We start from the raw sequence: 15690 nt of genomic DNA on the forward strand, positions 1-15690 counted from the left end.
TGAGATAAAGAATAAAAACAGTGTGACCGATTAATCAACGACCGTCAGATTGGCGAAACGCAGTAAAATATTTTTAGCCCCGTGATGCGGGAAGAAAATAGTTGCTTTCTTATCTGGCCCTTGTCCTTCTATTTTCGTTACCTTTCCTTTTCCGAAACGGTCGTGTAGCACATTGTAACCGACTTTCAGATCGGAGGTGTCTGCTTTTCCTCCCGTTGCCTGAGAAACAGGTTTCATGTTTTGTACTTCAGCAGCCGGACGTTGAGAAACGCTTCCCAATGAACGGTTTAAACCGCCTCCCGTCGTTCCGAATCCACCCCCCAGAGGGCGACCTGTATTCAGCGAACGTCCCGGACCGCGCTGAGGTGTTTCGAAGTGAAGAAATTTCGGGTTGATCTCATCAATGAACCGGCTCGGTTCGGAAGTTGTCAGCGAACCCCATTGAAAGCGGGAAGCAGCATACGTAAGTGTACAACTTTTCATGGCACGTGTTACCGCAACGTAAAACAAACGCCGTTCTTCTTCCGTTTCTGTCCGTGATTGTAGTGCCATCTGAGAAGGGAACAGGTTCTCCTCCAGGCCGACCAGGAATACATGCGTAAATTCCAATCCTTTACTGGAGTGAATGGTCATCATCGTCACATGATTGCGATCATCTCCTTTGTCTTCGTCTGCGTCGGTGAGCAATGCCACGTCGATCATAAATTCCGCGAGACTTGCGGATTCTCCTTCTTCCTTGGAAACCGTAAATTCTTTTAACCCGGCCAGTAATTCTTCAATGTTCTGGTAGCGTTCCACTTCTTCCGGTCCTTTCTCTTTTTCAGCATACAGGTCCTTTAGAATACCACTCGATTTGGCAATGTGCTGTCCCAGATCGTATGCATTTAATTTTTCCAATTGTGCGGAAAAACTACGAATCATTGTAGCAAATTCTTCAATTTTATGACGGGTCGAACCGTTCATCTGCACAGGATACTGATCCATATTTGTAATCACATCCCAGATCGGTAATCCGTAGGTAGTGGATGCGATCACAATGTTTTCAATCGTTGTTTTCCCGATTCCGCGCTTCGGATAATTGATCACCCGTTTGAATGCCTCTTCATCCCGGTGATTGGTTGTCAGTCGAAAATAGGCGAGTAAATCCTTGATTTCTTTCCGCTGGTAAAAGGACAAACCACCATAAATCTTATAGGGAATATTCAATTTGCGCAAGGCTTCCTCAAAAGAACGCGACTGGCGATTGGTGCGGTACAAAATGGCAAAATCATTGAAGGAACAACCCTCCTGTGATTTGATGTCAAACAAGCGATTGGCTACCAGTTTCCCTTCCTCATTATCCGTTAGTGTGCGAACAACATTCAGCAATTGTCCTTCGTCGTTATCCGTCCACACATCTTTTTTGATTTGATCAATGTTGCGGGAAATCACACTGTTGGCAGCATCTACAATATTTTTAGTGCTACGGTAATTTTGTTCCAGTTTGAACAGTTTAAAATCCGGATAATCTTTTTTGAAATTCAGGATGTTTTGAATATTTGCACCGCGGAAAGAATAGATACTTTGGGCATCGTCACCAACTACACAAAGATTTTCATACGCTGCAGCCAGCATTTTTACAATCATGTATTGTGCATAATTCGTATCCTGGTACTCATCTACCAGAATGTATTTGAATTTTTGCTGATAGTAACCCAGAACGTCCGGAAAATCGCGTAGCAAAACATAGGTTTGGTATAACAAATCATCAAAATCCATTGCCCCGGATTTAAAACAACGGGTGGAATAGGCTTTGTAAATACGTCCCAGTTCCGGTCGGCGTGCCATCCTGTCTTCGGTCATGATTTCTTCGTTTTGCAGGTATTCATCTGCTGAAACCAAGTTGTTTTTTGCCGTTGAAATCCGTCCCAGAACCGTACTTGGTTTGTATGTTTTATCATCCAGCTTCAACTCCTTGATCACATCTTTAATCAGACTTTTAGAATCTTGTGTATCGTAGATGGTGAAATTGACAGGATACCCGATACGATCTGCATTGAACCGCAATATACGTGAAAAAACAGAGTGAAACGTTCCCATTGTCAGGTGTTTCGCTTCACTGGCACCATAATGCCCCATCGCTCCGGACGAACTGATCTTTGCAATCCGTTCCTGCATTTCTTTGGCTGCTTTATTGGTAAAGGTCAGGGCAAGGATATTGAACGGGTCAACACCTTGTTCCATCATGTAGGCAATCCGAAAGGTAAGAACACGGGTTTTCCCGGAACCGGCTCCGGCAATAACCATGGTAGGTCCGTAAATATTTTCTACAGCTGCACGCTGACTGGGGTTCAATCCGTCTAAATAACTCATTTGTTGTTGAAAATTTGACTGTAACGATGTGCAAATCGAAGTTGTACAAAGATACGTAAAAAATAGAATCGTCTTACGGTTGAAAATCAAGGTGGTTGGGACAGGATAATTACACGTGTGAAAAATGTAAAAAAAATACGTGTAAAATTAATTTTGCATCTTTACAGGTAAAATAATTAGGAGTATGAATACGAAATTGACATTAACGATCGAGCAATCTGTTATTGAAAAGGCAAAAAAATACGCCCGCGAAAAAGAAAGAAGCCTGTCTGACTTAATTGAAAATTACATGAAGGCATTGATTGAGGAAGAACCTAAAGGGGCAAATAAGAAAGAAACACCAATTGTCAAATTGTTGAGAGGTTCTTTTAAAATGCCGAAAAATTTTGATGCTAAAAAGGAATTAACAGATCGTTTGTCTGAAAAATATTTGTGATGGATAAGGTATTACTTGATACGGATGTAATGCTCGATTTCTTTTTTGACCGAAAACCTTTTTCGGAAGAAACGTCACGCATTCTGAGTTTATGTGAAAAGGAGGAACTGAAAGGTTTTGTCACTTCTGTTGCATTGAGTAACATGTATTATTTGCTCAGAAAAACAGCCAAACATGAGAAAGTGATGGCAAGTTTAAAAATGCTCTTGGAAATTGTTGATGTTGTAACTACAGACAAGGCAACCATTTTAGAAGCGTTAAATTCCGGCTTTAAAGATTTTGAAGACGCACTGCAAAATTTTTCTACTCAAAACAATCAGGGTATTCATATCGTTATAACACGAAATATCAAAGATTATAAAACAAGTAAACTGTCAGTAATGACGCCGGAAATGTATTTGAAATCAATTAAATATCAGTAGAAAATGGATCATCAAACTAGTATCAAAAATTTTCTCGACACAAAAATAAAAACCAATAAAATGGTTTAAATAAATAGTTAAAAATAAATATGTTTTTGTGAGATAATTGTTCTGCCGAGCAACAAATTGTTTTACTGGATTTGCTCCAATCAAACTATCCGTTCTAATCCTTATATTTGCATTCAAATTAGAATTATGACATACGATATTGCGATCATCGGAGGAGGAATAGTAGGAGCAGCAACATTTTACAAATTGCAGCAACGCCACCCGGATTTATCCATTGTTTTACTCGAAAAAGAAAATAAACTGGCCGATCATCAAACGGGTCATAATTCGGGAGTGATCCACTCGGGATTGTACTACAAACCGGGATCACTCAAAGCAAAAAACTGTATTCAGGGGCGTCACGAACTGGTGGCATTTGCCAAAGAACATGGTATCAAACACGATGTATGTGGTAAGGTGGTCGTGGCAACCGATGCGAAAGAATTGCCCTACATGGATAAAATCTTCAATACCGGACTGGAAAATAAAATTGAAGGAATTGAAAAAATTACGGCGGAACAAGTCAAGGAAATTGAGCCGTATGTAGAATCCATTGGTGGAATTTGGGTGCCCTGCACCGGGATCATTGATTTTCGCGGAGCAACTGAAAAAATGGTAGAACTCGCACTGGCTAAAAATTCCAACAGCGCACTGAAAATGGGACACGAAGTTCAGGCAATTGTGCGCAATGGAGAAACGTCAGTTGTGAAAACAAATAAAGGTGATTTTACAGCAAAACACCTGATTTTCTGTGCCGGTTTGCAAGCAGATCGACTCGCAAGAAAAGACGGTGTGAAACTGAAAGAACAAGTTGTCGGATTTCGTGGAGACTATTACGAATTGACAGAAGAAGCAAAGCACAAGGTGAAAAATTTGATTTATCCGGTGCCGAATCCTGATTTCCCGTTCCTGGGGGTGCATTTTACCCGCATGACCGACGGAGAAACAGAATGCGGACCAAATGCCGTGTTTACATTCAAGCGGGAAGGATACGGAAAAACTGATTTCTCTTTCAGAGACACAACGGATGCACTGGGATATGGAGGGACATGGAAATTATTCTTCAACAACATGAGCTTTGGAATCAACGAATACCGCAGAGCATTCTCGAAAAAATTGTTCCTGAAAACATTGCAACGCATGATTCCTTCTCTTACAATGGAAGACCTCAAACCCGGTCGTTCAGGTGTGCGCGCCTTACTGTTGAGCAAAGACGGAGATACCCGCGATGATTTCCGAATCGAATACCACGGAAATTCCATCCACGTACTGAATGCGCCGTCTCCGGCAGCAACCGCATCTCTTTCAATCGGAGGGTACATTGCGGACGAGGCAGAAAAACACTTTGGAATAAAGTAAGAGGGGATACTGAATTTTAAATATTGAATGATTATTCAAAATTCAAAATTTTACACCCTAAACGGTTTAGTAAAAATAAAGTTCATTCTTTGGCACAAGTTTTGTATTTCTCCCCGAAGAAATAAACTAAAACCCCGTCCTATGAAAAAAACAATACTTATTAGCTTTTTACTGGGATCAGTCATTTCCTTTGCGCAGGATAACAATTATCAGCGAGTAAAGGCAGAATTGGTCGAGTGGGATGCCGTTCGTGGAGAATGGCTCGCCGAAAGTTTTAATGCAATGGCTAATGATCAGCCGATCCCGGACAGAACATTCCCGGAAGATTTAACCCCTGCTGAAATGTATGCCTTGGTTCCGACTGATCGCCAGGAACGTATCCGAACCATTGTTCAACAGCCATCCACCACTCAAAACCGGACTCCGGAAACCACTCAATCCGGAACAACCCGCGTTCCCGTCGGAACAACTCCATCAACAGGAAGAACACCGGATAATGGAAACAGGTACATAACCTATGTTTCCCGCCCGGGATGCCCGTTGACAATGGGACGCACTTACGGAGATCCGCACATCCGTACATTTGACGGAAAATCGTATTCGTTTCAAACGGCCGGAGAGTACGTCTTGTCAAGCTCTCCTGACAGAATGTTTGAAGTACAGGCGCGTCAGCGGCCACAAACCAATGAAGTGTCTCTCAACACGGCGGTGGCAATGAATGTCTATGGAGACAGAGTGGGAATTTATGCCAGTGAAGGACCGGACGGACAGGCCGGAACACCGGTGCGTGTCAATGGAAGAGCAGTCTATGTAAACAATGAAACGTTTTACCTGCCACGTGGCGGAACAATCCAGAATACAGGAAATGAATACGTGGTAACCTGGCCGACCGGAGAAAAAGTACAGGCAAAATTATCAAGTACGTCAGGTATGCGATTCATGAATATCTCCGTTTATGTCTACGAATGCAATGGCAATTACTTTGGATTGATGGGAAATGCCAATGGAAGAAGCGACGATGATTTTTCAGGTGCAGGAAGCCGGGCGAACCTGGCTAGTTCAACTATTTTCGATCCATTCGGATCACGTGATTTCGGACGTTCAACATCCGCAATGGAACGCGAACACCTGGCATTTTTAGCACGTGATTTTGGAAACCAGTTTCTGGTGAACGATCAAACTTCTTTGTTTGACTATGGTTTCGGACAAAGTAGCTGGACGTTCTACGACCCCTCTTTTCCGAGAACACACCTTACGTTGGGAGACCTTACGCAGGCAGACCGCGATAGAGCAAGAAGGGAATGCGAGCGTCAGGGAATTTTGGCGGATGATATGTCAGGTTGTGTGATGGACCTGGCGCATGCGAATATTCAACCGAATCCGAGACCGTCAACACCGAACAGAACTACGGGCCGGGATCTGAACCCGGTGTCAGACAGAAAGCCGAATGTGAACAGAACAGATGTGTATGAACGAGCACCTTCTTCAGGTATAACGGGAGAAAGAACACCTTCAACAACTGGCTCGGGAGGACGTGTAACAGGTGGTGAGCAAGGATCAACACTGGATCATGAGGCGAAACCTGTTGAAGGAAAGAAGCCGGTAACAACAGACGAAGAACGTACATTTGAACATGTGCCTTCCGGGGAAAGAACAGGATCAGAACCAGTGAATCCTGTAAGAGGCGAAAGTACTTCTTCAGAAAGAGAAAAACCAATAGTTACGGATAGAGAAACAGTGCGTAAGCCTGTAGGAGGAAGCACTGTGACGGCAGAAGAAAAACAACCGGTTATTTCTACACCTACACCTGTAAACAGACCAACACCTGTAACTCCGGCGACAGCTAAACCTGAAAGAAGCAGCGGGACAACTACCACGCGCCCTTCGGGTAGCAGTACAGGATCGACAACAACGCGTCCGACTACGACAACTCCTGTGGAAAGAAAGCCGACTCCTGCACCTGCAACAACAACTCCCTCAAAAACCACAACGGTAACACCCGGTAGCATCAAAACAACCGGTACAACGAAGTCGGGTGGTGGGGGAACAGTGACAACTCCCAGTCCGGGAAGACGATAGAATTTGAATAACACAACAATAATGGAAAAGTCTGCCCGAAAGAGCAGACTTTTTTTATGTGCTTTACAAGGATACGGGTTATCCTTTTTTAATCAACAGGTTTTTTAATTCACTGACTTCTTGTTGTAATTCCATAATGGAGCGGGAAACACCTTCTTTATCCATTTGCACATCCGGCAATTCAGGAGAAATGTAGTTGACGAATTTCCAGATCTCAATAATATCATTGACATGAACCAGGTATGGTTGATAGAAGGTATTGGTGGAACACAATTGAAACGATTGATCAGTATCTAACCGGTTGTTCAAGACTTTAAATACAATTCCTTCGTCTTTTGTTACAACGATGCAGGGAGTTCCGTTTCTGACAGACAGCCAGTTCTGTACAAATTCAGCAACAACGTATGAACCTTCCACAACAGGAGGCATGGAATCCCCTTTGATGGGAAACGACCTGTATTTTTTGTCTTTGGAAAGAAACGGAAGAGTGAATGTCGGAAGCACTTTTAAATAGTCGGGATCTGCATACCCGGAAGTATAACCTGCAGAAGCTTTCAGCGGAACCAACTCAATCAACTCTTCATTGTCTTCATTGACAAGAGCCGTCAGCACCCGGAGTTTCATTCCTTTTACATCCGTATACATCCCCTGGTCAATTCGTTGCCAGTCTGCTTCCGAAAAGTGCTCAAAATCCTTTTTGACCAATTCATCGATCGGGATGGAATGGTATTCTGATAGCGAAATCAGGTTGTCAATATTTGGTTGGGCAACTCCGTTTTCATAACCACTGTATGTAGAGCGTGTCAAACCCAGTGTCGCGGAGATTTCTTCCTGTGACAACTTTTTGCGCTTCCTCAACAGCTTTAAATTATTTCCGACACTCATCATGTATTTTTTATGAATACGTAAAAGTAATAAATAAAATTAAATAATAATCAAAAAATGATTATTTTGTAATCATTTTATATTGTTTAATGAAGTGTTAATACCGGCTTATACTATTCTTATTTTGAAATAAATTGATTAATTTAGTCAGGTGAAATTGAACATGAAACGTTTCCTTATTTTTTCTCTCCTGCTGTTGACCTCCTGCCAACAGCAACTTATCGGCCTTTTTCAGAAAGGAGAATACATGCGGCATAACGAAGTGATTGAAGTCCCTTTTACGGTTGAAAACGGGCTGATGATTATTCCTGTTGATATAGAAGGTGAAATGTATCGTTTTTTATTTGATACCGGTGCTCCGAATGTTGTTTCAACAGAATTATCCGAGCGGCTGAAGCTCAAAAAAAGCAGAAGTATTAAAACGGTGGATTCACAAGGAAATGAATCCTTACTGGATTATGTGAGAGTTCAAAAGATCAATATCAGCGGTGCTGCTTTCGTCAATACAACAGCTGCTGTTGCGGATTTAAAACAGGCAGAAGCAATTGCGTGTTTGAACATCGACGGACTGATCGGGGCCAACCTGATGAGGAAAGCGTTCTGGCAAATCGACAGCCAGAAAAATGTAATTCGGATTGCTTCCGATTTTGACCAGTTGACACGGCCTGTGAACGGGTATGTTGTTCCGTTTACTACAGAAGTGACGGGAACACCACTCATTCATCTGAGAATGGGGCATGTGGATGTGAAAAAGTTGAAAATGGATACGGGATCGGTTGGATTTCTATCAACAGATAGTGAATCATATAACGGATTGAAGTCTGAAAACCAGATTTTGGCAGAACGTTCTTCTTATGGTGCCAGCTCAGTTGGATTGTTCGGAACATCTGAAAATGATACCATTCGTCAGGTGTTGGTTAAAGAGTTATCAATGGGAAATCTATCTGTTACCGGCCAGGTAATTGACATGAAGCGCTCCAAATCTTCCTTGCTGGGAATGTCCTTTTTGAGAAATTACCTGGTTACAATTGATTGGAAAAATAACCTGGTATACTTGTATCCTCAGGGAGAATTTCAAAATGCATACGCGGAATCGTTTGGAATCTCTTTGTTTAAAGAAGGTGACAAAATGGTTGTTTCATTGATCGCTGATGGAAGTTCTGCTCAACAACAGGGTATTAAAGTCGGGGACGTTGTGCTACGCGTAAATGATGTGGATGTAGCACATACAACCTTAGAAGAATATTGTAAGATCATTAAGTTGGTTCGTGTAAAGGAAGTAGAAACACTGCAAATTGTATTGGATCGGAACGGAGGGAAAGACGAATACTTTTTAACAAAAATGCCCCCTTTATCAGGATCAAAATGAAAATCTATTGTTTCAGCGGATTAGGTGCGGATGAACGGGCGTTCAAATACCTGGACTTGCATCCATATGAATTGGTACATGTAAAATGGCTGGACCCGTTAGAACGCGAAACGTTGGAAAGTTATGCAAAGCGGATGGGAGCAACCATCAATCAAAATGAACCGTTTATCTTAATGGGATTGTCGTTCGGCGGAATGCTGGTGCAGGAACTCTCCATGTACATGCACCCCCGTAAAACAATTTTGATTTCTACCATTTCGGGAAAACACGAACAACCCTTCCGGATGAAAATTTCAAAGTTGTTCAACTTGTATAACCTCATTCCTTCTAAGTATTTCAACCGCCCTTCTTCCATTGCCTTCCGGTTGTTTGGAGCCAAATCAGAAGGGGAGCGAGAGTTGCTTTCCGAAATACTGCAAGACAGTGATCCGAAGTACATCCGGTGGGCACTCAATGCAATTGCCGGATGGAACAATACACAAACGGTTGAAGCGTTTAGAATCCACGGAAGTGACGACCAATTGTTTCCGTTGAGTAGCGTTAAACCGGATTATGTAGTTGCAGGCGGAGGACACCTGATGGTAGTTAGTCATGCAAAGGAAATTGAACAACAACTATTAAACGTAATTGATCCGGTAAACTGAAATGTTCATTTGGCTCAATATTTGACTATTTTTAAAACATGAAAAAAATTGTATTTTCTTTATTTTTATTCACTGCCACACTTTCTTACTCACAGGCAGTGATTCCGTTTGTTGACTTTAACCGGTGGTTCCGTACAGTAGAGGACGGGACGTTCAAATTCATCGAGATGCAGGAAATCAAAGGATACAAGGCAGGGGACAATGTAGTTGCTTACCTGGATATTCGTGGAAATCTTCGTGTATATGACGGAAAGGAGCGGCAGGATATTTCCAATATGAACCTTGAATACCAGATTTCCGATAACATGGTCGGATGGAACATCGGAACAACACTTGGTATGTGGCGGGGAGGAAAGACGAAAACGTTGTCTTTCTTCGGCGGTCAGTACATTGTCAAAGATGACATCATTGTGTTCATGGATACCCGTTACAACTCGATGTTGGTTCATTGGAATGGAATAGAATATCCCTTGCAGACAAGTACAACAGATTTGTCTTTAACGAACTCCGGTAAGATTGGCGAAAACATCATGGCATTTGCCGATAACGGAGGATTGTACAAGATTTTCTACAAGGGAAACATTACCGAAGTAGGTGTGTGGAACGGCGATATTAATTTTAAAAGCGGAACCGACATTGTTGCATTTAACGATCCGACCACCAGAACGTTCGCTGTGTTTGATAAAGGGAATTTTGTAGATGTGGAAGATCAATGGGTGAAAAATTACAAAGCAGGAAGAGGATTTGTTGTGTATGAAGATGTCGGAGGGAACCTGATGGTGTACCGCAATGGTCAAAAATCGCAATTGTCTTCCTTTCCCGGAAAATGGGACGTGGTAGATGATATTGTTGTGTATGAAGACAACGGATTTACATACTGCGATGTGAACGGAACGAGGGTGCAGGCTGCGAATTTTAAGTTGACAGAATACAAAATCAAAAATGCTACATTGGTATACCGTAACATGATTGGTGGTGTATCCGCAGTGATTGACGGGCAAGTCATCGAACTGACAAACCTCCAGAATGCGGAATTTGAAATCTATGGAAACTCTGTTTTGGTAAAATTGCCAAATAATGCATTCCTGATATATCAGAAAGGGAAAATTCTGAGGGTCTGATCACACAACAGAAGAAAACAGTTGCGTTTCGGGGCATCGTTCAAGCATACGCTTGTCAAATGCCATGGCTATATTGCGAATGAAAGCTCTTCCGTTTTCAGTAACTGTCAGCCCGTCTTCTGACAATTCAATCAACCCGTCTTGTTGTAATTCATGTAATTGATCCCGTATTGTCTCAAATAAACGGGCGTCTTCCCGGTTCCAGGAAGTTTCCAGTCGGCACATGATGTTGAGAATTTGCTGCCGGACAATCAGGTCTTCCCCGGTCAGTAGATGTCCTCTGAATACGGGTAATTCACCTTGTTCAACTCGGAATTGATAATCTTCAACACTTTTTTCGTTTTGAGCAAAAGCATACCAGCTATCAGAAATAGCCGACATCCCCAACCCAATCATCAGCTGTGTTTTTCCGGAGGTATATCCCATGAAATTCCGGTGCAACCTGTTTTCCTGCATGGACAGGTAAAGATCGTCGTGCTTCAGGGCGAAGTGGTCCATCCCGATTTCAAAATATCCCAATTCTTCCAGCAATAATTTCCCGTTTTCATACAACGTTCGTTTTTCTGCACCTTTTGGTAAGTCTGATTCCGAAAAGCCACGTTGCCCGACGCCTTTAATCCATGGAACGTGTGCGTACGAATAGAATGCGAGTCGGTCGGGTTGCAATGCCAACGTTTTCCGGATGGTTTGCTCCATCTTTTCCCAGGTATGAAACGGAAGTCCGAATACCAGATCGTGACTGACGCTTTTGTAACCGATCTCCCGCGCCTGGTTTGTTACACGTTCTACCTGCTCAAACGGTTGAATCCGGTTGATGGCTTGCTGAATCACCGGATCGTAGTCCTGTACACCAAAACTGACGCGTGTGAATCCCAGGTCGAATAATGTTTGAAGGTGTTCGTAAGTTGTATTGTTCGGATGTCCTTCAAAACTGAACTCAGGATGTTCAGAAATGGTGACGGTTGAAAACAACTCTTCCAATAAAAAGCGGAGGTTATCAGGAGAAAAAAAGGTGGGAGTTCCTCCCCCGAGATGCAGCTCTTTGAGTAATGGTTTTTGGTTGTTTTCCCGGAATAATTCCAGGTATAATTGCCATTCTTTTAAAACCGTTTCAATGTATGGACGCTCAAAGCGGTGTTGCTTTGTAATGCGTTTGTGGCAGGCACAGAAGGTGCACAATTGTTCACAAAAGGGGAGGTGAATGTACAGGCTGATCCCCTCTTTTTCATTGCTTTCACCAATTGACCGGGCAACGGTTTCTTGCCATTGCCTGTCTGAAAATAATGATTCTTCCCAGTAAGGAACAGTCGGGTAAGAGGTGTATCTTGGACCCTGAACATTGTATTTAGAGATGAGTAACCGGTTCATATTGCAAAATTACAACGATTGACCCGGGATAAAAATGACATGCGTCATAGTTTGAGAAAGGCAAAACAAAAAAAGCATCCCGTAAAGAATGCTTTAATGAGCGGGAGACGAGATTCGAACTCGCGACCCTCAGCTTGGAAGGCTGACGCTCTACCAACTGAGCTACTCCCGCTTAAAAATGGAGCCGATAGAGGGACTCGAACCCACGACCTGCTGATTACAAATCAGCTGCTCTAGCCAGCTGAGCTACATCGGCGTATTATTGTTGGTATTATTTCTTATCTGAAAGAACGTTCAAAATGAATGAATCACTTTGGGAGTGCAAATATATACAAGAATTTTATTCTTGCCACATTCAGATGAAAAAAAATGTAATTTTTTGTTGCAATTATGTGCGGCAATTCAGATTGTTTACCAGTTAGCTTTTGGAAAACAGATAGTTTTGGTATAAAGTACTTACTGCTCGTCGGCTGAAGCATCTGAAGCAGGGACAGTCTTCTTTTCTGTTTGCGACGCTTGTTGTTTGTTCCAATAGTAATAAAAAGGCAATCCGGATAAAATGAGACACAGGCCAATGAACGATTTTAAAGGAGATTCATAGAATGAAATAACCATCAGCACAATGCAAAAAAGAACAAAGACAACAGGAACAAAAGGATAAAGCGGTACTTTATACGGGCGTGGAGTATCTTTCAGTTTGATGCGCAACCGTATGACTCCAAAGACAATCAGTCCGTTGAAAATGAATGCTGAAATGATGACCAGATCAGTCAACGTTTCAAACGATCCTGAAAACACCAATAAACACGCCCAGATACACTGGTAGATCAACGCGTAATGCGGTGTGCGGTTCACTGTATGTGTTTGTGCGGCTTTTTTGAAAAACAGTCCCTTTTTTGCCATTGCATAATAAATGCGGGAAGATACAAGAATGGTCGCATTGGTACACCCGAACGTAGATACAAGAATCATGGCGCTGATAATGTAAGCACCTCCTGTTCCCAGTAATTTATCAACAACCAGTACCGCTGCAATTGTGTTTTCATCCTGCCGGATGTCGGCAAGCATCTCATCGACGGGGAGTACATACAAATAAGCCGTGTTAATCAGCAGATAAACCAAAATGACAATGGATATCCCGATCACCAGTGCACGCGGCAGATTCTTGTGCGGATGTTGGATCTCCTCCCCGATAAACCCCAGTGCAAGCCAACCTTCATATCCCCAGAATGCGGAGCGGATGGCCAGTACCATGGCGCTGATAAAAGCAAAAAAAGTAAATCCTCCGGCAGGATAACCGGAAGCGTAATTCTCAAAAGTTGCGATGCTTCCGGTATCGCTCCCAAATGCACCCACAATAACGATGAGAATGGAAATAAGAATCAGAAAAGTAAACAACAGGCTGAGGTGTCCTCCCTTTTTTGTGCCTTTGATATTGACAAGCGTCAAGGTGATGATCGACAGGCATGCGACCATTTTTGCCCCGAAATTGGCAAACGGATACAGCCCGAAAACAGATAGAGTTTCATACTGTTCCGGAAGCCGCGGGAGGGGGATAAACGTGTTTAATGCGCCTGCAAATACAAAGGCGATGGATGAAATCGCTGCTGTCTGAACGACGGTAAAGCAAGCCCAGCCATAGAGGAAAGAGATTAGTTTGCCGTATATTTTTTCCAACCAGTTGAAGGGACCTCCCGAATGCGGGAACAAAGCGCTTAATTCCGCAATGCAAAAGACTCCGAATAAAATGAAGATTCCTGCTACCAGCCATGCGAGGATAACCAACCAGGGGGCGTGCAGTAATTCTGCCATTGGTGCTACTTTCTTGAACACTCCCGAACCGATAATGGCACTGATGACAATCACAATGGCCATCTTTAATCCGAATGTCCGGGATAATTCGTTGTGGGAAGTGTCTTTACTCATAAGTATGTGAAAAAGACACTAAATATAAGCATTTTTCAGGAGACGGACAGCATTAAAAACGTCACAATCAACCTGATTTCACCTCAGAAAGGATAAATATACAATGGGATAAATAGATCAGACAAGTGCTGAAAATCTGTTAGTGTTAATCCTTTTTGCTGTTTTCGGTCCCTTCGGAAGCAGGAGGATTGATCTCTGTTGCATCGTCAGCTCCCTTCAGATATGTCGGGAGATTTAATCCGGCCATGTTAAACAAATCATTCAACGGTGGTACAGTTTTCATCATTCCCGATACGAAGTTGGCAGTTGAATTGGCGCCGTTTTCCGAATTATTACCGGAATCCCACACCGTAATTTTATCAATTTTAATGTTTTTAACCGCCTCTACCTGTGTTTTTACCAATTCAGGAAGTTTTTCAATCAATAACAACTGGAATGCTTTTGTCGGATCTCCACCTGCGGCAGCAACAACATCGCGGTATCCTTCCGCCTGTTTGGTCAGAATTTCATACAATCCTTTTGCTTCAGCTTCCATTTTTGCATAAATCGCATCTGCCTCTCCTTTTGCCTGCTCTCTCAATCGCTCTGCTTCTGCTTGTGCTTCAATGATTGCCCGTTGCTTGGCAATTTCCGCCGGTACGACGATATTCGCAATCTGTGTTGAGCGTTCTCGCTCTGAACGGGCAGTTTCTGCTTTTTGTTCCGCTAAGTAAGCTTCTTCAAGGGCTTTCGCCTGTTGTACTTTTTCAGCAGAAATCGCAATACGCAATGCCTCTGCTTCCTTCTCTCTACGAGCAGCTTCTGAATTAGCAATGTCAATTTTTGCTTCGTTTTCTCCTTTCACGGCAATGGCATTTGCCTCGGAAGTTGCCACACGTGTGTCCCGCTCTGCTTCCGCTTTACCAATGGATTCATCTCTGTATGCCGATGCAATACTAACTTCTCTGTCTTTATTGGTAATGGCAATTTTTACATCCCGGTCTCTGTGTGTTTCTGCAATTTGCACATCGCGTTCTCTATCGGCAATTGCCTTTCCTGTTTCCCCGATTTTTTCCTGCTCGGCAACGGAAATTTTTGCTTCGTTGATCGCTTTTGCAGCAGCTTCTTTCCCCAATGCTTCAATGTAACCGGATTCATCTTTGATGTCCGTCACGTTGACGTTGATCAGTTTCAAACCGATTTTTTTCAATTCGGTATCCACGTTTTTTGAAATATTGTCAAGGAATTTATCTCTGTCAGAGTTGATTTCTTCAATGGTCATTGTTGCAATCACCAGACGCAACTGACCGAAGAGAATGTCTTTTGCCAATTCCTGAATATCTCCGGGAGCCAATCCCAATAAACGTTCCGCAGCATTATTCATACTGTCTGTTTCTGTTGAAATGGCAATTGTAAAGCGGCATGGTACATCCACACGAATGTTTTGTCGTGACAGTGCGTTTGTCAGATTTGCTTCAATGGAAATCGGTTTCAGATCGAGGTAGGCATAATCCTGAATTACCGGCCAGATGAAAGCCCCTCCTCCATGAATACATTTTGCTGAACTTCCACCGGTTTTCCCGTATACAACCAAAATTTTATCAGAGGGACAACGTTTGTACCGGGATATAAGAGCTAAAAAGATAACAAATCCAACGACAACCGCTATTACGATCAATAATAATCCTTCCATACTGTTTCT

At 42.7% G+C, this 15690-nt stretch carries 12 protein-coding genes and 2 tRNA genes; 7 read left to right on the forward strand and 7 right to left on the reverse strand.

All coding sequences use genetic code 11. The annotated features are described in order from the left end of the window. Window positions 1-30: 30 nt before the first annotated feature. Window positions 31-2352 carry an ATP-dependent helicase gene (locus H9Y05_RS13580; RefSeq protein WP_163491605.1) on the reverse strand — a complete coding sequence of 774 codons (2322 nt, stop codon included), beginning with the start codon at window positions 2350-2352 and terminating at the stop codon, window positions 31-33. 184 nt (window positions 2353-2536) lie between these two features. On the opposite strand from H9Y05_RS13580, the gene H9Y05_RS13585 reads away from it, so the two are divergent. From H9Y05_RS13585 to H9Y05_RS13600, 4 genes are all read left to right on the forward strand, one after another. Further along, window positions 2537-2788, forward strand: a complete 252-nt coding sequence (locus H9Y05_RS13585) for a DUF6364 family protein (RefSeq protein ID WP_216714596.1) — start codon at window positions 2537-2539, stop codon at window positions 2786-2788. Continuing rightward, window positions 2788-3210, forward strand: a complete 423-nt coding sequence (locus H9Y05_RS13590; RefSeq protein WP_216714597.1) for a PIN domain-containing protein — start codon at window positions 2788-2790, stop codon at window positions 3208-3210. The genes H9Y05_RS13585 and H9Y05_RS13590 overlap by 1 nt, the downstream gene beginning before the upstream one ends. A 195-nt stretch (window positions 3211-3405) precedes the next feature. Continuing rightward, window positions 3406-4617, forward strand: a complete 1212-nt coding sequence (gene lhgO, locus H9Y05_RS13595) for an L-2-hydroxyglutarate oxidase (protein ID WP_216714598.1) — start codon at window positions 3406-3408, stop codon at window positions 4615-4617. Window positions 4618-4758: 141 nt separating this feature from the next. Next, window positions 4759-6696 carry a VWD domain-containing protein gene (locus tag H9Y05_RS13600; protein WP_216714599.1) on the forward strand — a complete coding sequence of 646 codons (1938 nt, stop codon included), beginning with the start codon at window positions 4759-4761 and terminating at the stop codon, window positions 6694-6696. A gap of 78 nt (window positions 6697-6774) precedes the next feature. Here H9Y05_RS13600 and H9Y05_RS13605 read toward each other — a convergent pair whose 3' ends face one another. Then, the gene (locus H9Y05_RS13605) at window positions 6775-7584 is read right to left on the reverse strand and encodes a helix-turn-helix domain-containing protein (RefSeq protein ID WP_216714600.1); all 810 of its coding nucleotides are present in this window, start codon (window positions 7582-7584) and stop codon (window positions 6775-6777) included. Between the two features lie 160 nt (window positions 7585-7744). On the opposite strand from H9Y05_RS13605, the gene H9Y05_RS13610 reads away from it, so the two are divergent. Genes H9Y05_RS13610 through H9Y05_RS13620 form a run of 3 tightly spaced genes read left to right on the forward strand, consistent with a single transcriptional unit; the run spans window position 7745 to window position 10715 of the window. Continuing rightward, window positions 7745-8950, forward strand: coding sequence for an aspartyl protease family protein (locus H9Y05_RS13610; protein WP_216714601.1), 1206 nt, complete (start codon window positions 7745-7747; stop codon window positions 8948-8950). After that, a complete protein-coding gene (locus tag H9Y05_RS13615) occupies window positions 8947-9594 on the forward strand; it encodes an alpha/beta fold hydrolase (RefSeq protein ID WP_163491598.1) in 648 nt (215 codons plus the stop codon). Before H9Y05_RS13610 ends, H9Y05_RS13615 begins: the two co-directional genes overlap by 4 nt. 38 nt (window positions 9595-9632) lie before the next feature. Further along, on the forward strand, window positions 9633-10715 hold the full coding sequence (locus tag H9Y05_RS13620; RefSeq protein WP_163491597.1) for a hypothetical protein: 1083 nt from the start codon (window positions 9633-9635) through the stop codon (window positions 10713-10715). Here H9Y05_RS13620 and hemN read toward each other — a convergent pair whose 3' ends face one another. The 5 genes from hemN to H9Y05_RS13645 all read right to left on the reverse strand — a co-directional run bounded on the left by hemN (window position 10716) and on the right by H9Y05_RS13645 (window position 15681). Then, entirely contained in the window at window positions 10716-12083 is a 1368-nt protein-coding gene (gene hemN, locus H9Y05_RS13625) for an oxygen-independent coproporphyrinogen III oxidase (RefSeq protein ID WP_163491596.1), read from the reverse strand. A gap of 99 nt (window positions 12084-12182) precedes the next feature. Next, a tRNA-Gly gene (locus H9Y05_RS13630) sits at window positions 12183-12255 on the reverse strand. 7 nt (window positions 12256-12262) lie between these two features. Then, a tRNA-Thr gene (locus tag H9Y05_RS13635) sits at window positions 12263-12339 on the reverse strand. 200 nt (window positions 12340-12539) lie between these two features. Then, window positions 12540-14009: an APC family permease gene (locus tag H9Y05_RS13640; protein ID WP_216714602.1), complete on the reverse strand. Its 1470-nt coding sequence runs from the start codon at window positions 14007-14009 to the stop codon at window positions 12540-12542. Between the two features lie 145 nt (window positions 14010-14154). Beyond that, window positions 14155-15681, reverse strand: a complete 1527-nt coding sequence (locus tag H9Y05_RS13645; protein ID WP_216714603.1) for a flotillin family protein — start codon at window positions 15679-15681, stop codon at window positions 14155-14157. Window positions 15682-15690 lie beyond the last annotated feature (9 nt).

Origin of the sequence: Taishania pollutisoli, assembly GCF_014518315.1 — a bacterium.
GTDB lineage: Bacteria > Bacteroidota > Bacteroidia > Flavobacteriales_D > Crocinitomicaceae > Taishania > Taishania pollutisoli.

Excerpts from the sequence above, each read along its gene's own strand:
- lhgO (WP_216714598.1), top strand. The coding sequence starts at position 3,406 with ATGACATACGATATTGCGATCATCGGAGGAGGAATAGTAGGAGCAGCA.
- H9Y05_RS13645 (WP_216714603.1), bottom strand. The coding sequence starts at position 15,681 with ATGGAAGGATTATTATTGATCGTAATAGCGGTTGTCGTTGGATTTGTT.
- H9Y05_RS13600 (WP_216714599.1), top strand. The coding sequence starts at position 4,759 with ATGAAAAAAACAATACTTATTAGCTTTTTACTGGGATCAGTCATTTCC.
- H9Y05_RS13590 (WP_216714597.1), top strand. The coding sequence starts at position 2,788 with ATGGATAAGGTATTACTTGATACGGATGTAATGCTCGATTTCTTTTTT.
- H9Y05_RS13580 (WP_163491605.1), bottom strand. The coding sequence starts at position 2,352 with ATGAGTTATTTAGACGGATTGAACCCCAGTCAGCGTGCAGCTGTAGAA.
- H9Y05_RS13615 (WP_163491598.1), top strand. The coding sequence starts at position 8,947 with ATGAAAATCTATTGTTTCAGCGGATTAGGTGCGGATGAACGGGCGTTC.
- hemN (WP_163491596.1), bottom strand. The coding sequence starts at position 12,083 with ATGAACCGGTTACTCATCTCTAAATACAATGTTCAGGGTCCAAGATAC.
- H9Y05_RS13585 (WP_216714596.1), top strand. The coding sequence starts at position 2,537 with ATGAATACGAAATTGACATTAACGATCGAGCAATCTGTTATTGAAAAG.
- H9Y05_RS13640 (WP_216714602.1), bottom strand. The coding sequence starts at position 14,009 with ATGAGTAAAGACACTTCCCACAACGAATTATCCCGGACATTCGGATTA.
- H9Y05_RS13610 (WP_216714601.1), top strand. The coding sequence starts at position 7,745 with ATGAAACGTTTCCTTATTTTTTCTCTCCTGCTGTTGACCTCCTGCCAA.
- H9Y05_RS13620 (WP_163491597.1), top strand. The coding sequence starts at position 9,633 with ATGAAAAAAATTGTATTTTCTTTATTTTTATTCACTGCCACACTTTCT.
- H9Y05_RS13605 (WP_216714600.1), bottom strand. The coding sequence starts at position 7,584 with ATGATGAGTGTCGGAAATAATTTAAAGCTGTTGAGGAAGCGCAAAAAG.